Source organism: Serratia sp. CY31944 (assembly GCF_052169175.1).
Taxonomy (GTDB): domain Bacteria; phylum Pseudomonadota; class Gammaproteobacteria; order Enterobacterales; family Enterobacteriaceae; genus Serratia; species Serratia sarumanii.
This window is the reverse complement of the sequence record NZ_JBJNLG010000001.1, coordinates 424150-442323: the sequence shown is the minus strand read 5'-3', so window position 1 is coordinate 442323 and position 18174 is coordinate 424150. Positions and strand designations below refer to the sequence as shown.

Here is an 18174-nt window from a genome sequence, read left to right as displayed (position 1 = left end):
GCGCCATGACGGGTTATTCGACGTTGATCATCCAGTTGACGCCGAATTTGTCGGTCAGCATGCCAAAGCCTTTGGCCCAGAAGGTGGCTTGGTAAGGCATCGTCACCTGGCCGCCCTGCGCCAGATTGTCGAACAGTTTGCGTCCTTGCTCCGCATCGCTGGGGTTCAGCGACAGCGAGAAGCCTTTATGAGAAGCGCCGCTGCCGTCATCTTGCGGGCAGCCGTCGGAGGCCATCAGTACGCCGTCGCCGATCAGCAGGCGCGCATGCATGATCGCCTCCGGATTGACGTCCTGCGGCCCGTCTTGCCGGGCTTCTTCGGGCATGTCTTTATAGCGCATGACCATTTCAATTTTGGCATTCAACTGCTGTTCGTAGAAGTTAATCGCTTGCTCACAGTTACCGCTGAAAAACAGATAGGGTTGTACCAGCATGACATTGACCTCGGTTGTGGCTCGACAGGCAACGACCGGCCCTCGGGCAGGAAGAAATGGTTGCTGGCGGCAATAATTGCCGTCGGTGACTTATTAGTGTAGTTCCCCTGGCGCAGAATGCTTGTGCGAGGTGAGTGCGCCTTCGCCGCCGGCATGACGGGCGAAGGCGCAAGGGCGGTCAATACAGCGACGGCTCGCCGGCTGGGCGGGTTTTAAAGCGGCGGTGCAGCCACATGTACTGATCGGGGGCCAGCAGCACCTGTTCTTCCACCACGCGGTTCATCTTGGCCGCCGCGCGCGTTTCATCATCCAGCGGGAAGTCTGTCAACGGCGGCTGCACGATCAGCTCATAGCCCTGAGCATCTGGCAGGCGGCGCGGCACGAAAGGCACGATCGACGGCCGCCCCATGCGCGCCAGGATAAAGGTTCCGGTGGTCGTGGCGGCGTTTTCCACGGCGAAGAGCGGCGCGAACACGCTGCTTTGCGGCCCATAATCGTGATCCGGCGCGTACCACAGGATTTCGCCCTGTTTCAGGTTGCGGATCATGCCTTTGATATCTTTACGATCGAGCATGAATTTATTCGAGCGCAGCCGGCCGCGGGTCTGTACCCACTCCATCAGCCTGTTGTTGTGCGGGCGATGCACGCCGATGCCGGGGTTTTGCATGCCGAAAATGCGCGCGCCCAGTTCCAGCGTCAGAAAATGCAGGCCGATCAGCAGAACGCCTTTGCCGCCCTGACGCGCCAGCCGCATGTTTTCCATGCCGCTCACCTTGAACCAGCGGGCGATGCGCCAGTCGGGCCAGAACCAGGCCATGCCGACTTCGAACAGGCCCATACCGACGGACTCAAAATTTTTGACGATCAGCGCCTCGCGCTCGGCGGCGGGCATCGCGGGGAAGCAGAGCTCTAAATTGCGGCGCGCTATTTTTACCCGGCGTTTCATCAGGCGCATGGCTATTCTGCCAAGGCCGTGTCCGAGTCGATAAATGAGCGGGTAGGGCAGTAATACCAAGAGATAGAGTATTCCCAACCCTATCCACAGCAACCAATAACGAGGGCGCAAGAATTCGCGCTCAAAGCGTTGGTTAGAAAGCATTTTTCCTGTGATTCCTTGTCTTTTCCAATGGGACCTTAACCCAAATTTTCATAGGGCGAATGGTAGAACATTCTGAGCTAAATAGGATTTTCCATTAATGCTTTTTTTACGCTTTAGTTAAGCGCAGGCGAAAAACGGGGAGAGATAGGATTTTTACCGAGGGAATGGCAGATATTTGCCGCTATTTCAAACGACTGGCGAAATTGAAAAATAAAGACACAATTAAGCGCATCGCAAAAGTGACAACTGCTATGTAACCTTAATGAAACAATAACGCGGCGGAACCGTCCCAAACGGCGGCCAGTGCGTACAGTAGCGCGAGAATCAGGACAAAAGGGGCATTGAACATCGGCGTTTCCTCCAGGAGGATTTGTTTAAAGTTTAGCCTCGCGAGATGACAGCAGGATGAAATCAGATCGTTTTTTGTACGGTGAAATTCAGACGGACGGAAATGGGTAAACCGCTGATTTTTTACTATAGTCATAGTGTGAAGTTATGCGTTTGTCGCCGTACGCCTCTGCATTGAGCGGCAGCGGGCAGGTTGCCCAGAGCAAGATCGTGGAGCGGACGGCGCCTGGCGCGAAACATGTGACGAGATTCTCAGAGGGTTGGTCTGTAAGGATTTGACATGTCATATGAAAATGACGATCTAAACGGTGTTGAGCAACCGAGCGACTACGTGAAAACCACCGCCTGCGAAGTGCGCAGCGGCGTAAAGGCAGCGCTCGAGCAATCATGTGCCTGCATCAAGGATAACCCTTGGGCAGGGATAGGCGCCGGCGCCGTCGTGGGCCTGGTAATAGGATTTCTGTTAGGCAAAAGGTAATAGGGAGAGTAAAGATGGGCATCATTTCCTGGATCATTTTTGGTTTAATCGCCGGTATCCTGGCCAAGTGGATTATGCCGGGCAAAGACGGCGGCGGCTTTATTGTGACCGTTATATTGGGGGTCGTGGGCGCCGTAGTCGGCGGCTATATCAGCACCTTCTTCGGTATGGGCCGCGTTGACGGTTTTAACCTGGGCAGCTTTGTGGTGGCGGTAATCGGCGCCCTGGTGGTGCTTTTTGTCTACAGGAAGATCAAAGGCTAAGCAGCCATTGCTCAACAGGGTCGCCGCGGCGGCCCTTTTTCGTGAAATCAATCCGGCGGCGCGGCGCAGTCCGCACTCGCTGAAAGGGGAATATCATGGGTCTGTTCGATAGCGTATTGGGTAACATTCTGGGCGGCGGCGCCAACGGCAAAGGCATCGACTACATCGCCATTATGCAGTGGGTCGAGCAACAAGGCGGCCTGCAGGCTATTTTGGACAAATTCCGTCAGGGGCAGTTCGGCGATATCGTCGGTTCCTGGCTCGGCAATGGCGAAAATCAGCCGATTACCGGCGATCAAGTACAGCAGGCGTTGGGTAGCGACGCCATCAACCAACTGGCTGAAAAGCTGGGTATCGATCCGGCTCAGGCGTCCAGCACCATTGCACAGTTCTTGCCAACGGTCACCGATGCCGCCTCGCCAAACGGTGAAGTGCAGCAAGACAGCAACGAGCTGGGCGACATGGTCGGTAAACTGTTCAAATAATGATTAGGCTCCCGGCGTCTGGCCGGGGGCATTCACTCCGCTGATCCCCTCGATCGTCGTCAACGCCTGCTGCAGATGCGCCACCCAGGCGCGCACTTTCTCCGGAATAAAACGCAAGGCGGGATAGACCGCGTGCAGCGCCATGGGCGGGTAGCGGTATTCCGGCAAAACGGGCACCAATGCCCCCGTCGCCAGCTGTTCGGCGATTAAAGGCCGTTGAGCGCCGCCGATGCCGGCCCCAGCCTCAATGGCTGCCAGCAGCGATAGCGTATTGTTGGCGCGGAACGTGGGCCGCAGATCAACCGTCTCGGGGCCGTGCGGGCCGAACAGGGTGAGCGTATCGCCGTCGTTCAGGCCGCTGTAACGAATGTGCGCATGTTTCGCCAACTCCGCCGGGGAACGCGGCGCGCCATGCCTGGCCAGATAGGCCGGTGACGCCACCAGCAGGCGTTGCAGCTCGCCCAAACGTTTCGCCACCATGCCGGGCGCATGCAGTTCACCGAAACGCAGCGCTACGTCGATGCCTTCGCCGATCACGTCGGCGAGGCGATCGTCCAGCAGCAGCTCGATGGCGAGGTTCGGATGACGTCGCTGGAAAGCGATGGCCAGCGGTGTGACGTGCAACTGCCCGAACCCGGTCGGGGCGTGAATGCGCAGATTGCCCTGCAACTGGTGGCGCTGGCCGTGCAGCGCTTCTTCCGCTTCGTCGACCGCCGCCAGAATCGGTTTGAGGCGCTGATAATAACCGCTGCCGGCATCGGTCAGGGTGACCGCCCGGGTGCTGCGAAACAGCAGCTGGGCCCCCAGTCGCTGCTCCAGGCCGGCGATTTGCTGACTGACCGCCGGCTGCGTCAAACGCAGATCGCGAGCGGCGGCCGACAGGCTGCCCAGCTCCGCCACCCGCATAAAGGTTTTCATTGCGTTCAGTTTATCCATGTCGATCTTGCCTATAGATTTTTCTTATAAGTGTTAGTGCCAATACTGCTCTAACGCAAGCATCGCTAATCAATAACACTCAGGGCATCAACAACCCGAGGAGTGGCAAGATGAATGCAAAGCGACAGGCATTGGTGATCGGCGCCAATGGCGTGATTGGGCGCCGATTGATTGAGGAGCTGACCGGCCAGGGCTGGCAAGTGGTGGGCGTCTCGCGCCGGGGTGGGCAACCGGCGCCGGGGGTGCGCCACCTGCAGGTTGATCTGCTGGATGCGGCGGCGACGCGCGACGCGCTGCGGCCGCTGAGCGCGATTAGCCACGTTTTCTATGCCGCCTATCAGGATGCGCCGGACTGGGCGGGGCTGGTGGTGCCGAACCTGCAGATGTTGCAACACGTCGTCGAAGGGCTGGAGCCGGCCGCACCGGCGTTGGAGCACATCAGTCTGATGCAGGGCTATAAGGTGTATGGCGCGCATTTGGGGCCGTTTAAAACGCCGGCGCGCGAAAGCGACGCCGGGCATATGCCGCCGGAGTTTAACGTGGCGCAGCAACAGTATCTGGCGCAGCGGCAGGTCGGCAAGCGCTGGCGCTGGAGCGCCATTCGCCCGAGCGTGGTGGGGGGCTTCTCCCTCGGCAATCCGATGAATCTGGCGTTAAGCATCGCGGTTTACGCGTCGATCAGCAAAGCGCTCGGGTTGCCGCTGCGCTTCCCCGGTAAACCGGGCGCTTACCACAGCCTGCTGGAAATGACCGACGCCGGGCTGTTGGCGCGCGCCACGCTGTGGGCGGCGACCGAGCCGACGGCGGCCAATCAGGCGTTTAATATCAACAACGGCGATCTGTTTCGCTGGAGCGAGATGTGGCCGAAAATCGCCGCTTACTTTGGGCTGGAATGTGCGCCGCCGCTGCCGATGCCGCTGGAGAGCATGATGGCGGACAAAGCGCCGCTGTGGCGCGAGCTGGTGCAGCGGCACCAATTGGCCGAACCGGACTATCACGCGGTGGCCGGCTGGCGCTTCGCCGATTTCGTCTTTTCCTGGGACTATGACATGTTCGCGGACGGCAGCAAGGCGCGGCGCTTCGGTTTCCATCAGTTCGTCGAAACCGAAGCCATGTTTTTCTCGCTGTTCGATGAGTTCCGCCGTCGCGGCATCATCCCCTGAGCGTGGCATCGGTTTCCCCGCAGCACCGGCCGCGGGGAATGGGGTCAGAACGTCAGCATGATCTTGCCGATGTGCTCGCTGGACTCCATCAGCGCATGCGCGGCGGCGGCCTGCTCAAGCGGGAAGGTTTTAAAAATTTGCGGCTTCAGCACGCCGCGCTCCAGCAGCGGCCAAACCTTCTCGCGCAGCTCGGCGGCGATCTGCGCTTTGTCCGCCACGCTGCGCGAACGCAGCGTCGAACCGGTATGGGTCAGGCGTTTCAACAGCAGCGGCATCAGATTGAGCTCTTTCACCACGCCGTTTTGCGTGCCGATTTGCACGATGCGGCCTTCCATCGCCGCGGCCTGATAGTTTTTGGCTACATAATCGCCGGCGATCAGGTCGACGATCACGTCGGCGCCTTTACCGTTGGTGGCGTCTTTGGTGCGTGCGACAAAGTCTTCGCTGCGGTAATTAATCGCCACGTCGGCGCCCAGCGCCAGGCTGGCCTGACGTTTCTCTTCGGAGCCGACGGTGGTGATCACCTGAGCGCAGAAGGCCTTCGCCAGCATGGTGGCGACCGTGCCGATGCCGGAGGTGCCGCCATGGATCAACACGGTCTCGCCGGCTTTGAGGTGACCGCGCTGGAACACGTTGACCCAGACGGTAAAGAAGGTTTCCGGCAGCGCGGCGGCCTCGGTCAGGCTCAGGCCCGTAGGAACGGGCAGCGCATTGCTTTCATGCACGGTGCAGTATTCGGCATAGCCGCCGCCGGCGATGAGGGCGCAAACCCGATCGCCGGGCGCGAAGCGGGTCACGCCTTCCCCAGTGGCCACCACTTCGCCGGCAATTTCCAGGCCGGGGATATCCGAGGCGCCGGGCGGCGGCGCATAGTTCCCCTGGCGCTGCAGCACGTCGGGGCGGTTAACGCCGGCGGCGGCGATTTTCACCAGAAGTTGGCCCGCTTGCGGAACCGGCACCGGGCGTTCAGCGACGACCAGAACCTCGGGGGCGCCCGGCTGGCTGATTTCAATCGCTTTCATCGTGCCGGGCAGCGCTGCATTTGTTGACATGGTCACTCTCCTCATCGTGGCGGACGTGGCTATCGGGCGAAACGTCCGCAATAAAGTCTGCTGTTAGCTTAGCGAAATCGAATGAGGCGCGCGTGGTCGAATAGAGCGGTTTTGCGAGGAAGGGGCGAAGCCGCCGCGATGGGCGGCAGGGCATCAATCGTTAGGTGGGATGCGGAACCCTTTCAACGAGACGATGAAGTGGTCTTTTCCTTTGGAGATCTTGGCGCCTTTATCGCACCACAGGCTGGCAAGCTGGAAGAAGTCGTCGCTGCCGATATCGTAGGCCAGTTCGATTTTCTTGGCGGTGCCGGCGCGGATGAGTTTTTCTGCTTCCTGATGGTTTGCAGCTTTAATTATGGTCATGGGCGAAATCCTTGGTGTTAAGCCAGAGCGGATAAACGCGAATTATCATATGGCCATAGTGTGACAATTTTGTGATGAAAGCATGACAGCCCGCGAAGGCGCGGCGTGCGTTGTGCCGGGCCTTCGCGGTGAAAGCGCGTTGTTGGTTACCGATCGTACGGGCGGATGAGTGTGCTTTTTTTCTGAGATTTTAAATGTTTATAGAGGGCGAAGCCCGCAATGCCGGCCAAGACGGCCAGGAGGGCAAGGGATCCTGTGGCCATGAACGTTACCTCCGAATAAGAATGGCAAGGAGGCGTATTTGTGACATTGATCACTCTGCGGGGCAATGAGAGCAATCTGTAATCGGGAAGACGCTGTGAGGGCGAGGCAAAAAAAAGCGCCTATAGGGAGGCGCATAAAGATTTGCAACACAGCTTGTTGTGTTCAACACCAGGAGGAGTGGTGAACTGACGCTATTCTATGCAGCGGCAAAGGCGGCTGATATAGGTATTACTCCGAAAGCGCCGCTACCACTCATAGCCCAACTGAATGTTGTAATCGGGATCCTGATTGGTGGAATAAGGATCGGACTGGCGGCGGCGATCGGTTTTCTTCACCGGGCCTTCATACGCGGGATAAGGTTTGGCGCGCGGTTTGCTGCAGCCTGGATGATCGCACTCGATATCGACGCGAAAACCGCTTTTATCTCTCGCCTCTGCCCAGGCAATCGGCGGTTTTTCTGCTTTGGGGGCCGGCCCCGGCTCCGGCGCAGTTTTGGGGGCGGGGGAGATACTGGGTTCAGGCGGATGATAATTCAGCTCCAGCGCGCCCAACGGGGCGCTGCAAGCGGCAAAGGCCAGCAGAATGGCACTGGCGGCCGGCAATGTAAGCCATCTCGGCATGGTGACTCTCCCTGAATGATTTCGTCAGGCAACTATAAAACAGCAGAACGAGAATTACTATCATTTGCCTTGGGCGTTACGGGCGAGCCAGGCGGCGATTCCATCGGCAGACGGGGTCAAATCCTGTGCGTTTAGCCGAGATTAGCGCCCCATCGCGGCGAAAAAGGTTGCTATTGCCGCGCGCTCGTGAGTTAATGATGTCGGCCTGTGGTACAGACCTATTTATGCACGACATTTTGAGTAAAGTAGTTCAAATTTAAAGCGTTATCCCGGATAGCCCTTCTCTGACGAATTTCCTTTCCAGTGCCTCCATAAGTAACTGATGACCGGCTACCTCGCCCATGGCGGCTTACATTTATTATTGAAGGAATTAGACATGTCTAACATGATCAAAGGTCAAGTGAAGTGGTTCAACGAAGCTAAAGGTTTTGGTTTCATCACCCCAGCAGACGGCAGCAAAGACGTATTCGTACACTTCTCTGCTATCCAGGATCAAGGCTTCAAGACCCTGGCTGAAGGCCAGAACGTACAGTTCTCTATCGAGAACGGTGCGAAAGGTCCATCTGCGGCTAACGTTACCGCTATCTAATTGGCGCCTGGCGCTGATTGAAAAAAACCCGCTGCGGCGGGTTTTTTTGTGTCTGAAATTCGGCGGTGCGAAAAAAAGCCCGCAAGTCTGCGGGCAAAAGTTCCTTGTTACTTCTTCATTTGCGAGCGCTTCTCTGGGGGGGGAAACGCCTGAAGACAGGCTACGCGAGACTGGTTTAAGATTCTGCGGCCAAACCGTTAAGAAAGTGAAAATCCAGGCGGCTGCTACGCTGATAGCAGAGGCCGGCAGGGCTAGGGCGGTGTCCATCGCCCTCGGTTTTGTAATACACTGACGGCAATCGCAAATAATGGGGAATGGTATGCAGGTTAACGATCGAGTGACGGTAAAAACAGACGGCGGCCCGCGGCGTGAAGGCATCATTTTGGCCGTAGAGGTGTTCAACGAAGGCACCATGTATCTGGTTTCTCTTGACGACTACCCGGCGGGCGTATGGTTTTTTAATGAAATCGACAGCCGTGACGGCACGTTTGTGGAGCCCTGTCGCGAGCATGGGCAGTAACTTCGGCTAATCTCATTAATTTGCTAATGAAATTGTCCGTTTTGAGATTATTTCATAGCGGTAAGATTCTTTTTATCGATGACAAAAAAATACCCGTTGCGCTAGCGGGGGATAACGCAGCAGGTATTCTTTTAAGGGCGCCAGCATCTGATATCCAGATGACATTATCACCAGGTATTTAACGGCTGGCAAACAGAGTGGGGGCGTTCTCTGTGGTTTAACGGCTATTGACAAATATTCCACTGGTCAAGGTATCGGTCAAACGAACAACGTGGTAAATGATCTGCTTGTTGTGCGTCTTTATTTTCCGCTTGATGTTTCCTTTGTGGGAAGAGACCGTTTTGGCCTTTATTTGCATCTGGTCTGATATCTGGATGGTGCCTTGACCGGACATCCACATGCGTAACATGTTCGATTCGGTCTGGCTCAGCGTTACCGGCGTTTGATCCAGAGAGGATTTCTCCGCCCGTAGGGACGTTCTCTCGAGATAGTGACTAAGTAGCTGATTCATAGTCTCTGGTTTGATGGATTTTGACGATATGATGACGTTCTTGCGAACATATAAATAATCGTCGAAATGTACGTTGGTAATGGCCATGAAGATGAAGAATAACGTATCCGGGTGCAGTGAAATCACCCGTTTTATTCGCTCGGTGGCGTTCGCTTCGTGGATGAAGCAGTCCTCGTTAATAAACACCAGGCTGGGATTCAACTTGCTGCATTTTTCGTGCAGGCTGTCAATGTCCTCGATGGCATTAATATGGCGTTTCTTCACGCCATGCGAAGTCAGATAGTCGGTTAATCCCAATCTGGTATAGCTACATGAATCCATGATGATCGTTGGCATATCGCACCCCCACTTAAATCCGTTTTACTGCGGTAATATGAGAAAAAGCCTAAAAAGCCGAAAGGCAAAATGGAGCAATAATTCAGTGTAGCGAGTGTTCTATCAATAAACACGACGTCACTCAATGATATTTTCATACTAAACTTATTAATTGCATGAATCTATAAGTTTGGCTTAAGTCAGGGCGATCTGCTGTTCGTCCAGCTTCGGCATGTTGAGCCTGATTTGCGCTTGGCGCCCGAGCCTGTCTGCATTGCTTGCCGTGAATCTGTTCATCATGTCACGAAACAAAATTTTAGTTTGCTAGGAAAAGTCTTAAAAAAAATTCATGTGTCGTTTTTTTGAGGTCTTTCAGTGCGTTTCTTGAACGGTGAAAAAACACTCGCCCTGAATGCTTTGGATTTTTACATATAAAAATCATTATTTTGCGGTGTTTTTTTCTTTTCACGCAAATGATAAGCACGCCTTTTTTTATCATAACAACAAACAGAAGTTAACATTCTGGCTGGAATGTGTAGCTTAATTGTTGCTATAAATCACCGTTTTACAATGAGTTATCTGGATATTTATTTCACATGAAATAGTTTTCGTGAATGTTTAACGGTGATTGAGTGATTTTTCTAAACTATCATCCTGCTGCCCGATCCCCGGGGAGGAATGGCAGGTCGGAGTTGTCTCTGGCCCGCGTTGGTTTTAACTTGCCTCTCCACCTTTCAAAAAACAGGATGCCGCGGTGAGACGGAATCAGTATGGGCAGCCGATAGGTGAAGCCCTCCCTCATTGGCAGCCGGCAGGCATGCCCGGCCACACGCCACTGCAAGGGCGGTTTTGCCGCCTGGAACCGCTTAACCTCGAGCGCTGGGGGGATGCGCTTTATCAGGCTTATCAAACCGCCGAGGACGATCGCGACTGGACCTATCTGTTTTGGGAACGCCCGCAGTCGCGCGCAGATTTCCAACGTTATCTCCAGGCGCAGGCGTCCAGCGCAGACAGAAACACGATGGTGGTGATCGATCGGGCGAACGGGCGCGCGGTAGGAACCTGCGCTTTTTTGCGCATCGATCCCGCCAACGGCGTGGCCGAACTGGGCACCATCAACTGGTCGCCGCTGATGAAGCGCAGTGCGCTGGGCAGCGAGGCGATCTTCCTGATGCTGCGGCACCTGTTCGACGATCTTGGTTACCGGCGTTGCGAATGGAAATGCGATAGCCTCAATCTGCCTTCACGTCAGGCCGCCGAGCGCCTGGGATTCCGCTATGAAGGCACGTTCCGCCAGGCCGTCGTCGTCAAAGGACGCACACGCGACACCGACTGGCTGTCGATCGTCGACGGGGAATGGCCGGCGCGGCGCGCGGCGTTTGCCGCCTGGCTATCGCCGGATAACATCGGCGATGACGGGCGGCAAGCACGGCAATTGCAGGCCTTCCGACGCGAGTAATGCGCCGCGTGCATTAGGCCGCTTCCGCCAGGCAATGGCGCAGCGAGTCCAGCGCCAGTTTGATGTCCTGTTCCTCTGTCATCCAGTTGACCAGCGCGGCGCGGATCCCCGGCTGATGGCGATAGCTCGTCGGGGTGCAACGCACCACGCCGTGCCGGTTAAGGCGATCGAGAAAGCGATCGCGCGCCGCTTCGCTGTCGCCTTGCGGGTGACTGAGCGCGAAACACACCACGTTCAAATTCACCGGCGCCAGCAGATGGAAGCCGTCGTCGGCCGCTAACGCCGCGCCCAGCGCCTGCGCCAATCGGACATTGCGCTCGACGATATCCCGTATGCCGCTGCGGCCATAGGCTTTCAGCGTCAGCCAAAGCGGCAGGGCGCGGAAGCGGCGCGAATTTTCCGGCGTCAGGTGCAGATAGTTGTCCGGCCGCGGCGTCGGCGCTTCCAGGTAAGCCGAATGGTTCTGAAATACCTGCATCTGCAGATCCAGGTGGCGGGTAAATTGGATCGCGCTGTCATAAGGCACGTTCAGCCATTTGTGCGCATCGACGGTGATGGAATCGGCATGCTGCCAGCCCTCGAGCCTTGGGGCGTATAGCGGCGAGCAGGCCGCCACGCCGCCGAATGCCGCATCGACATGCAGCCAGAACGGGTAGCGCTCCCGCAGCGCCAGCAGACGCGGCAGATCGTCGAAAGCGACGGTGTTGACCGTGCCGGCGCTGGCCAGCACCAGCGTGGGACGGCCTGCGCCGGCGGCGAGCTGTCGCTCCAGCGCCGCCATATCCATGGCTTCTGAGTCCGGCAGGCTGGCGACGGTCGTCAGCGCGTCGCGGCCGATGCCGAGCATGCTGAGCGCCTTCACGCTGCTGGAATGCGGGTTGGCCGCCAGCACCCGGATGGGGCCGAGCGCCGCCAGGCCCTGTTGGGCGATATCCACGCCGTGCTGTTGCCCCAGCCACTGCCGGCCAATGGCCAGCCCGGCGAAATTGGCCATGGTGGCGCCGCTGACCAGGCTGCCGCTGAACGCTTCCGGCAGGCCCAGCAGGGATTTCAACTGCGTCACCGCGGCCAGCTCGATCGCCGCAGCGATCGTATCATGGCTGAGCTGGCTATTTTGGTCTGTCACGCTAACCAGCCAGTCTGCCGCGATCGCCGCCGGCGTGCCCCCGCCGGTGACGAAGCCAAAATAACGCGGGCCGGCGCTGGCGGAAATGCCCGCCTGATAACGTTGCCAAAAGTCATCCAGCGCCGCCAGGGCGCCTTCGCCGTTTTCCGCCAGCCGATCGTCACCGGGTTGCAGCTGCTGTTGCGCGAGCGGTGGGCAGACTGAGCGTTGCTGCAGCCCGGCCAGAAAATCTTCCGCCAACTGGCGGGTGTGATCGAGGATCTGCGGAAACTGTGCAAGATCCTGTTGTAAACGTGGGTGCATGGCGGCTCCGAAAGCGTCAGGGATGATGGGGTAAACATAGAACATTTGCCTGCGGGCCAAAATCGATGAAAAATAGCCTTTTTGGCTAGCCTGGTTAACCAATGATGAATGAACGTCTCCCGCTGCATGTCTTGCCGACCTTTGCTATCGCCGCCAGGTTGGAGAATTTGCGCGCCACGGCGCAGCAGGTGCATTTGACGCATGGCGCGGTCAGTCAGCAAATTCAGCTGCTGGAGCAGGCGGTGGGCTACCCGCTGTTTGAACGGCGCGGGCGCGGTGTGCGCCTGAATGCCGCCGGGAAAGAGTTGCTGGCGGCGGTAGAGCCGGCGCTGCAGGCGCTGCAGCAGGGCGTCGCCCGCGCCCGGCGCTCGGCGGCGAGCCAGACGCTGCGCATCAGCGTGCTGCCGTCTTTTGCCCATTACTGGCTGTTGCCGCGTTTGCCGGCATTTCATGCAGCCTGCGCCGATATTGCGCTGGATATCGATGCCTCGCTGGCGTTGCAGGATCTGTCGCAGCGCGGGTTCGATGCGGCGATCCGCATCGGCAGCGGCCAGTGGGCGGGGCTGAAGGCGCAGCGCATCGCGTCGGGCGACGTGCTGCCGGTCGCCTCGCCGGATATGGCGCGTCAGTGGGGAACGGCATTCGAGAACGGCGGCGACGTTCCCTTGCTGGAGCACGACGTCAGCCCGTGGCGCGACTGGTTCAATGCGCAAGGGCGCTCGCGGTGCGGGCGGCAACAGGCGGTGTTCAACGATGCCGGGTTGTTGATTCGCGCCGCGGAGCAGGGGTTCGGCATCGCGCTGGCGAAAAAGCTGCTGGTGCAGGATGCGATCGACGCGGGGCGGCTGGTGGCGCTGGCTGCGCCCTGTCGCCTGAGCGAGGACGACGTTTATCTGGTGTGGCCGCAGACCGCCGGGCTGACGCCGGCGGTCACACGCTTGCTGCAGTGGCTGCAGCAACAGTTGGCGGCGGTTTAACGGCGTAGCCACTCCGGCTGTGAGGTGCTGAGCGTGGTCGCCGGCAACGCCCATTGCAGCGCCGTACCCTGCAGGCTTAACGGGGCGCGCAGGCGTTGCGCGGCGCCCCAGTAAGTCAGTTCCGTTTCCGGGTTCTCGTCGGCGGTTCCGGCCGGCGCCAGCGGCTCCGGCCGATAATCTGCCGAACAGGGATGCGCCAGCAGCAGTTGCGCCGTGCGCGCCAGCGACAGCCGCGCGTGGTAGCCGGTGCCGCGGCTCAGGCGCTGCCCCATACCGGTCAGCACCGCCGCCGCCATCAAATAGCCGGTGGCGTGGTCCAGCGCCTGTACCGGCAGCGGTACCGGCAAACTGGCGCTGCGCCAAACCATGCCCGCCTCCGCCAGCCCGCAGCTCATCTGCACCAGGCTGTCGAAACCGCGCCGGGTGCGCCACGGTCCGCTCCAGCCGTAGGCATTCAGGCAGACGTCTATCAGGCCCGGCGCCAGCGCGCGCCTTTCCTCCGCGCCATAGCCCAACTTCTCCAGCGCACCGGCACGGTAGCCGTGCACGATCACGTCGGCGTTCCTCAGCAGATGTTCAAACGTGTGGCGATCGTGCGCATTGGTCAGGTTGAGGCGCGCGCTGCGTTTGCCCAGCATTACCTCGTGCTCGACGCCGGGCTCATCCCAACCGTAGGGATCGATGCGCAGCACGTCGGCGCCCAAACCGGCGAGAAAACGGGTGGCGATCGGCCCGGCGAGAATGCGCGTCAGATCCAGCACCCGCACGCCGTGCAGCGGCCGGGCGACGGGCAACGTCCAGCCCGGCGGCGGTGCTTCCGGCTGCAGCGAGGCGTGGATCAGCGGTTCGAGCGCCACGCTCTTGCCCTGAATATGTTGTCGCCACGCGGCCGCCGAGCGCATTTGAGCCGCGCAGCCGCCGGCCTCGATCACCGCTTCCTCCAGCTCGCTTTTTTTCCAGCCCAGCACGCGTTCCGCCAGCGCGCCTTTGTCCGATGCCGGGCCCAGCACCTGTTCCACCGCCCGCCGATGGTGCGGTGCATTGGTGTGCAGGCGTATCCAGCCGTCCGCCGTCGCGTAGTCGCCGGCCAGGGCGTCCCAGGCCGCAGGCAGCGTCCAACCCAGCGGGCGCAGCGTCCAGCCGAACCAGAGCGAGGCCAGGCGTTGATCGATCCAGACCTGCGGCGCATCGGCAGCCTCGCGGCGAAGCAACTCGGCGCAGGCCAAACCGGCGGCGCTCCAGGCGGCGGTAGCCAATTCGGTCACGGGAAAAGCCGAAGGCAATGCGCCGGTACCGCTTACGGTTAACCGGTCGCAGGGCGCGGGGCGTTGCCCCAGGCTTTGCCAAATCTCGTCGAGCAGAGTGTGGATCAGAGGCGTCATCAGCCACTCCTTGCGGGTCGTCGGAAATATAGCCTAGCGTAGCCCATCGCCGGCGACCTTGCTAAGGCGCAACGTCGAACGTGCGGCCGTCGGCCAGTTTGGCGCGCAGGCTGTGGGCCGCTACGCCGGCGAACGGCTGCGCGCTGAAGTTGGCGGTCAGCGTCGAACCGTCGCTGAAGGTCGTCTGCTGCACCCAGCCGTCCCGATCGAGCCAGCGGAAGTCGGTCAGCGCTTTGTCCCAGAGGGCCTGATGCAACGGCCGGAAGGCGGCGTCGGCGCGTTTGATCGCCGGCAGGCGGGCCGCCAGGGTGGCGCGGCTCAGATGGAACATCGGCGCGGTGTTGTACAGCTGGCTGAGCAGACTGCGGGTGGTCTGAACGTCGCTGAACTTCAGATTGTCGTAATTCCAGTGGTGGCTGCTGACGATCGCATCGTGGAAAACGGCTTGGTACAGCGGCAGGCGATAGCGCGGATCGAATTCGACGGTGCGGTAGGGCTGCTTCACCTTGGCGGGGTGGAAGAAAAACGCCGGTTGAGCGTTGGGCCACCAGGCGCCGAGATAATAGGGCGAGGATTTATCCTGATTCATCTGCTTGTCGCCCCAGCCGAATCCCCAGGTTTCCATGCCGTGGGCGAACATCAGGCTGCGGGCGGTCACCGCATTGCCGTCCTCCGAGCCGAGCGGCAGCTTAAGGGTGGCGCTGAACCAGGCCAGCCGGGCGTTGCGCGCCTCGGCCATCTGCGCCGCGCCGGTCGGGTGGCCGGGCTGATAGTCGTCGGAGACCATGCCGGTGCCGTCCACGTCGAGGAACAGGCTGTTCAACCCGGCCAGTTGCACCAGCTCGCGCATGCGCCGTTGAGAATAGGGCAGGACGCAGCCCGGGTTGAGGTAGTAACCCTGTTTGCCGAAGCCGGGTTTCTTGCTGCCGTCGGCGCGCACGATGGCGCAACTTTCCCGCAGCGCCGTCGGCAGTTGCGCAGTGAGCCAGCTGTCGTTCACGCCGCGCGCAATGGCGGTATCGTAGGAGTCGTAGCTGGCGATCAGATAGCCGGCCGCTTTGGCTGCGCCCACCGCCTGCGGGTGCAGGAAGGCGGCGGTCCAGTTATCGGTGCCTAACCACAGGCGCGGCAAGCCGGCCTGGCGCAGCGCGTCGATCACCGGTTCGGCCAGCCCTTGCCCCCAACGGTCTGCCGGGGTTAGCCAGCGCCCCAGTTCCTGTTGCGCCCGCTCCTGAACCGCAGCGGCCTGGCGCTGCTGCGCCTGCAGAAAGTCGGCGTCATCCGGCGTGGCGCCCAGCGGAATTTGCGCCGTCAACGCCTGGTTGATGCCGTCGATCAGGGGCTGTTGCTGCCAGCCCTCCGGTGTTTTGCCCGCCAGCTGCAGCAGGAGCTTTCTGCTCTCGGCATCCATCTTCTGCCGCAGCCCTTCGGCGGCGGGAGAGGCGAGGTAGTGCAGCAACCCCGGCCAATCTTTGACATCTTCCGCCGCCAGCAATTTATCGCCCCACAGGTAGACATGGGTGGCGCCGATCAGCTTTTCGCCTTCGGACGCCTGCTTTATCTTCTCGCGCAGGCTGCTGAACTGGCCGCTTTGTTGCAAATAGTCGCGGTAGCGGCGGGCGCCGGACAGCGGGGTGTCGCCGACGTGCAGCAGCACCTCGAATGCCTGCTGTTGGTTGAAGCGGTTGAACTGATGCTCGGCGCGCATCTCCAGCTTTTCCTGCGCGGCGACGAAGGTGATCCTGTTGCTGAACGGCGTCAACATCAGCCAGCTGTAGACCTTGCCCTGGTATTGCTGGCTCCACAGCGGCAGCTTCAGATCCCAGTTGGTATCCAGCGGCGTCATTTCCGCCGTCAGGTAATGGCGCCAGACGGCGTTGTCGAGCGGAATGCGGCTGCCTTCGCCGATCGGCAACAGCAGCGTTTCTGTTTGTGGCGGCAGGCGATACCAGTTCAGAAGCTGTGGCCGGTCGCTGCTGAAGCTCAGGCGCAGATCGCCGCCTTCCAGACGGGCGCTAACCTTGACCGCGCTCTGCGGCCAGCGCCAACTGGCGCGTTGTGGCGACGCGGTGAGATCTTCCACCTGTTGCGCGGGCTGCGCCAGATTGACCGGCACAGCGCCGGCGGCAATGCGCAGCGTGGCGGGATCGAGTTCAAACTGCGCGTCGCCTTGCTGCAGCAGCAGGGCATCGGCGGGATAGCTGACGAGCAGCGCGAGCGCGAGCGGGGAAAGCCGGTGTTTCATCGGGGGCGTCCTTGAAAGATGAAGGGGAGCAGTTTACCGATAAGCGCACTGCCGCCCAACGCTGTCGCTGCCGATTTGTGACATCGAAATATCATCGCGGTATTTCAGTTTATTTTTCGTTTAATAAATTAGCCTTTACTTCATTACCCGACGTCACTATACTCAGCCAAAATTTCAGTGGAGAAACCCAATTGGACAGTTGTAGTTGTAATAAAACAAATAAGGCAAGCTGACCAATTCTCTTCTGATTTGTTGCTTGCCGTTATCGGCGGGCAGCACCCCTCTCCAGTTATTCCTGAGCTGTGCATACCCGAATATAAAACGTTTCCTGAGGCCTGATGGTTTCAGGTGAATTGAGTTGGACGTTATTATGGTATTCTGCAGCCACAGCCTTTTCCCTCCAGGCACAGTACGCTGATTCGCTGATTTATTTTCGGCGCAATTTTGCGTGTGCTAAACAGCACATGATTTTATCTCCTGAGGTTAATTAAGGGGACAGTCATGGCTATGACTCCTTTCGTTTTAAATTTATTGCTGGCGATGTGCCTGGGCGCGGTAATTGGCGCCGAGCGCCAGTGGCGCCAACGCATGGCCGGCCTGCGCACCAATGCGCTGGTGGCGACCGGCGCGGCGGTCTTTATTCTCAGCTCCATGTCCACCGATCCGGCCAGCGCCGGCCGCGTGGCTGCGCAGATCGTATCCGGTATCGGCTTCCTCGGCGCCGGGGTTATCATGCGTGAAGGGCTGAACATTCGCGGCCTCAACACCGCCGCCACGCTGTGGTGTTCGGCGGGGATCGGCGTCCTGTGCGGCCTGGGCCAGCATTGGGATGCGGTGGTCGCCACGCTGGTGATCCTGTGCGCCAATATCCTGCTGCGCGAGGCCGCCCAGCGCATCAATCTGCAGCCGCACCAGCAGGCGACCGATCTGGAACTGTGCTATCGCATTCAGGTGACCTGTGGCGAGCAGGATGAAATTCTGGTGCGTACCCTCATTCTGCAGGCGCTGAACGGCGTCGCCTTGCGGCTGCAATCTTTGCGCAGCGCCGATATTTCCAGCCCGGGGCAATTGGAAGTGTGCGCGGAAATTACCGCCACGCCGGCCGCACAAAAAGAAATTGAGGGTATTGTCTGCCGCGTCAGCCTGGAAAAAAGCGTGAGCGCCGTTCGTTGGCGCGTTGCGTCCGAATTACCGGTCTGAGTAATGATATAAATATTTATTAACTTGATTATATGTTCGTGTT

19 protein-coding genes are annotated in these 18174 nt (G+C 59.3%); 9 read left to right on the top strand and 10 right to left on the bottom strand.

The window, feature by feature from the left end:
- Positions 1 to 13: 13 nt before the first annotated feature.
- Both ACJ8IN_RS02150 and ACJ8IN_RS02145 read right to left on the bottom strand, forming a co-directional pair.
- Entirely contained in the window at positions 14 to 433 is a 420-nt protein-coding gene (locus ACJ8IN_RS02150; protein ID WP_060427372.1) for a VOC family protein, read from the bottom strand.
- Between the two features lie 178 nt (positions 434 to 611).
- A complete protein-coding gene (locus ACJ8IN_RS02145) occupies positions 612 to 1532 on the bottom strand; it encodes a Kdo(2)-lipid IV(A) acyltransferase (RefSeq protein ID WP_033635088.1) in 921 nt (306 codons plus the stop codon).
- 628 nt (positions 1533 to 2160) lie between these two features.
- On the opposite strand from ACJ8IN_RS02145, the gene ACJ8IN_RS02140 reads away from it, so the two are divergent.
- From ACJ8IN_RS02140 to ACJ8IN_RS02130, 3 genes are all read left to right on the top strand, one after another.
- Entirely contained in the window at positions 2161 to 2358 is a 198-nt protein-coding gene (locus ACJ8IN_RS02140) for a DUF883 family protein (RefSeq protein ID WP_033635087.1), read from the top strand.
- 14 nt (positions 2359 to 2372) lie between these two features.
- On the top strand, positions 2373 to 2621 hold the full coding sequence (locus ACJ8IN_RS02135; RefSeq protein WP_033635086.1) for a GlsB/YeaQ/YmgE family stress response membrane protein: 249 nt from the start codon (positions 2373 to 2375) through the stop codon (positions 2619 to 2621).
- A gap of 95 nt (positions 2622 to 2716) precedes the next feature.
- Positions 2717 to 3106 carry a YidB family protein gene (locus ACJ8IN_RS02130; protein WP_197818823.1) on the top strand — a complete coding sequence of 130 codons (390 nt, stop codon included), beginning with the start codon at positions 2717 to 2719 and terminating at the stop codon, positions 3104 to 3106.
- A 3-nt stretch (positions 3107 to 3109) separates the two neighbouring features.
- On the opposite strand, the gene ACJ8IN_RS02125 is transcribed toward ACJ8IN_RS02130, so the two are convergent.
- A complete protein-coding gene (locus tag ACJ8IN_RS02125) occupies positions 3110 to 4042 on the bottom strand; it encodes a LysR family transcriptional regulator (protein ID WP_308325854.1) in 933 nt (310 codons plus the stop codon).
- Positions 4043 to 4152: 110 nt separating this feature from the next.
- Here ACJ8IN_RS02125 and ACJ8IN_RS02120 point away from each other — a divergent pair, with 110 nt between their 5' ends.
- The gene (locus ACJ8IN_RS02120; protein WP_308325853.1) at positions 4153 to 5205 is read left to right on the top strand and encodes an SDR family oxidoreductase; all 1053 of its coding nucleotides are present in this window, start codon (positions 4153 to 4155) and stop codon (positions 5203 to 5205) included.
- A 44-nt stretch (positions 5206 to 5249) separates the two neighbouring features.
- On the opposite strand, the gene ACJ8IN_RS02115 is transcribed toward ACJ8IN_RS02120, so the two are convergent.
- From ACJ8IN_RS02115 to ACJ8IN_RS02105, 3 genes are all read right to left on the bottom strand, one after another.
- Positions 5250 to 6257, bottom strand: coding sequence for an NAD(P)H-quinone oxidoreductase (locus tag ACJ8IN_RS02115; protein ID WP_060422353.1), 1008 nt, complete (start codon positions 6255 to 6257; stop codon positions 5250 to 5252).
- 153 nt (positions 6258 to 6410) lie between these two features.
- On the bottom strand, positions 6411 to 6620 hold the full coding sequence (locus ACJ8IN_RS02110) for a hypothetical protein (RefSeq protein WP_033647847.1): 210 nt from the start codon (positions 6618 to 6620) through the stop codon (positions 6411 to 6413).
- A gap of 509 nt (positions 6621 to 7129) precedes the next feature.
- On the bottom strand, positions 7130 to 7504 hold the full coding sequence (locus ACJ8IN_RS02105) for a hypothetical protein (RefSeq protein ID WP_033635081.1): 375 nt from the start codon (positions 7502 to 7504) through the stop codon (positions 7130 to 7132).
- A gap of 376 nt (positions 7505 to 7880) precedes the next feature.
- Between ACJ8IN_RS02105 and cspE the strand changes: the two genes are divergently transcribed.
- Both cspE and dsrB read left to right on the top strand, forming a co-directional pair.
- Positions 7881 to 8093 carry a transcription antiterminator/RNA stability regulator CspE gene (cspE, locus tag ACJ8IN_RS02100; protein WP_004935122.1) on the top strand — a complete coding sequence of 71 codons (213 nt, stop codon included), beginning with the start codon at positions 7881 to 7883 and terminating at the stop codon, positions 8091 to 8093.
- A gap of 319 nt (positions 8094 to 8412) precedes the next feature.
- Positions 8413 to 8613, top strand: coding sequence for a protein DsrB (gene dsrB, locus ACJ8IN_RS02095; RefSeq protein ID WP_033635079.1), 201 nt, complete (start codon positions 8413 to 8415; stop codon positions 8611 to 8613).
- Positions 8614 to 8830: 217 nt separating this feature from the next.
- Here dsrB and rcsA read toward each other — a convergent pair whose 3' ends face one another.
- Positions 8831 to 9460: a transcriptional regulator RcsA gene (gene rcsA, locus ACJ8IN_RS02090; protein ID WP_033635078.1), complete on the bottom strand. Its 630-nt coding sequence runs from the start codon at positions 9458 to 9460 to the stop codon at positions 8831 to 8833.
- 796 nt (positions 9461 to 10256) lie between these two features.
- On the opposite strand from rcsA, the gene ACJ8IN_RS02085 reads away from it, so the two are divergent.
- Positions 10257 to 10898 carry a GNAT family N-acetyltransferase gene (locus ACJ8IN_RS02085; RefSeq protein WP_077791457.1) on the top strand — a complete coding sequence of 214 codons (642 nt, stop codon included), beginning with the start codon at positions 10257 to 10259 and terminating at the stop codon, positions 10896 to 10898.
- A gap of 13 nt (positions 10899 to 10911) precedes the next feature.
- On the opposite strand, the gene ACJ8IN_RS02080 is transcribed toward ACJ8IN_RS02085, so the two are convergent.
- Positions 10912 to 12327: a pyridoxal phosphate-dependent decarboxylase family protein gene (locus ACJ8IN_RS02080; RefSeq protein WP_060422703.1), complete on the bottom strand. Its 1416-nt coding sequence runs from the start codon at positions 12325 to 12327 to the stop codon at positions 10912 to 10914.
- A 101-nt stretch (positions 12328 to 12428) separates the two neighbouring features.
- Here ACJ8IN_RS02080 and ACJ8IN_RS02075 point away from each other — a divergent pair, with 101 nt between their 5' ends.
- A complete protein-coding gene (locus tag ACJ8IN_RS02075) occupies positions 12429 to 13304 on the top strand; it encodes a LysR substrate-binding domain-containing protein (RefSeq protein ID WP_308325852.1) in 876 nt (291 codons plus the stop codon).
- Here the strand turns inward: ACJ8IN_RS02075 and ACJ8IN_RS02070 are convergent.
- Together ACJ8IN_RS02070 and ACJ8IN_RS02065 are read right to left on the bottom strand one after the other, a co-directional pair.
- Positions 13301 to 14686, bottom strand: coding sequence for a CoA transferase (locus ACJ8IN_RS02070; protein WP_308325851.1), 1386 nt, complete (start codon positions 14684 to 14686; stop codon positions 13301 to 13303). The two genes, ACJ8IN_RS02075 and ACJ8IN_RS02070, sit on opposite strands and share 4 nt — an antisense overlap.
- A gap of 61 nt (positions 14687 to 14747) precedes the next feature.
- On the bottom strand, positions 14748 to 16931 hold the full coding sequence (locus ACJ8IN_RS02065) for a glycoside hydrolase (protein WP_308325850.1): 2184 nt from the start codon (positions 16929 to 16931) through the stop codon (positions 14748 to 14750).
- Positions 16932 to 17432: 501 nt separating this feature from the next.
- On the opposite strand from ACJ8IN_RS02065, the gene ACJ8IN_RS02060 reads away from it, so the two are divergent.
- Positions 17433 to 18131, top strand: a complete 699-nt coding sequence (locus ACJ8IN_RS02060; RefSeq protein ID WP_025303346.1) for an MgtC family protein — start codon at positions 17433 to 17435, stop codon at positions 18129 to 18131.
- Positions 18132 to 18174: the final 43 nt, after the last annotated feature.

What these genes read in the sequence shown, in the direction of transcription:
- ACJ8IN_RS02150 (WP_060427372.1), bottom strand. Translation starts at nt 433, where the DNA reads ATGCTGGTACAACCCTATCTGTTTTTCAGCGGTAACTGTGAGCAAGCG.
- ACJ8IN_RS02145 (WP_033635088.1), bottom strand. Translation starts at nt 1,532, where the DNA reads ATGCTTTCTAACCAACGCTTTGAGCGCGAATTCTTGCGCCCTCGTTAT.
- ACJ8IN_RS02140 (WP_033635087.1), top strand. Translation starts at nt 2,161, where the DNA reads ATGTCATATGAAAATGACGATCTAAACGGTGTTGAGCAACCGAGCGAC.
- ACJ8IN_RS02135 (WP_033635086.1), top strand. Translation starts at nt 2,373, where the DNA reads ATGGGCATCATTTCCTGGATCATTTTTGGTTTAATCGCCGGTATCCTG.
- ACJ8IN_RS02130 (WP_197818823.1), top strand. Translation starts at nt 2,717, where the DNA reads ATGGGTCTGTTCGATAGCGTATTGGGTAACATTCTGGGCGGCGGCGCC.
- ACJ8IN_RS02125 (WP_308325854.1), bottom strand. Translation starts at nt 4,042, where the DNA reads ATGGATAAACTGAACGCAATGAAAACCTTTATGCGGGTGGCGGAGCTG.
- ACJ8IN_RS02120 (WP_308325853.1), top strand. Translation starts at nt 4,153, where the DNA reads ATGAATGCAAAGCGACAGGCATTGGTGATCGGCGCCAATGGCGTGATT.
- ACJ8IN_RS02115 (WP_060422353.1), bottom strand. Translation starts at nt 6,257, where the DNA reads ATGTCAACAAATGCAGCGCTGCCCGGCACGATGAAAGCGATTGAAATC.
- ACJ8IN_RS02110 (WP_033647847.1), bottom strand. Translation starts at nt 6,620, where the DNA reads ATGACCATAATTAAAGCTGCAAACCATCAGGAAGCAGAAAAACTCATC.
- ACJ8IN_RS02105 (WP_033635081.1), bottom strand. Translation starts at nt 7,504, where the DNA reads ATGCCGAGATGGCTTACATTGCCGGCCGCCAGTGCCATTCTGCTGGCC.
- cspE (WP_004935122.1), top strand. Translation starts at nt 7,881, where the DNA reads ATGTCTAACATGATCAAAGGTCAAGTGAAGTGGTTCAACGAAGCTAAA.
- dsrB (WP_033635079.1), top strand. Translation starts at nt 8,413, where the DNA reads ATGCAGGTTAACGATCGAGTGACGGTAAAAACAGACGGCGGCCCGCGG.
- rcsA (WP_033635078.1), bottom strand. Translation starts at nt 9,460, where the DNA reads ATGCCAACGATCATCATGGATTCATGTAGCTATACCAGATTGGGATTA.
- ACJ8IN_RS02085 (WP_077791457.1), top strand. Translation starts at nt 10,257, where the DNA reads ATGCCCGGCCACACGCCACTGCAAGGGCGGTTTTGCCGCCTGGAACCG.
- ACJ8IN_RS02080 (WP_060422703.1), bottom strand. Translation starts at nt 12,327, where the DNA reads ATGCACCCACGTTTACAACAGGATCTTGCACAGTTTCCGCAGATCCTC.
- ACJ8IN_RS02075 (WP_308325852.1), top strand. Translation starts at nt 12,429, where the DNA reads ATGATGAATGAACGTCTCCCGCTGCATGTCTTGCCGACCTTTGCTATC.
- ACJ8IN_RS02070 (WP_308325851.1), bottom strand. Translation starts at nt 14,686, where the DNA reads ATGACGCCTCTGATCCACACTCTGCTCGACGAGATTTGGCAAAGCCTG.
- ACJ8IN_RS02065 (WP_308325850.1), bottom strand. Translation starts at nt 16,931, where the DNA reads ATGAAACACCGGCTTTCCCCGCTCGCGCTCGCGCTGCTCGTCAGCTAT.
- ACJ8IN_RS02060 (WP_025303346.1), top strand. Translation starts at nt 17,433, where the DNA reads ATGGCTATGACTCCTTTCGTTTTAAATTTATTGCTGGCGATGTGCCTG.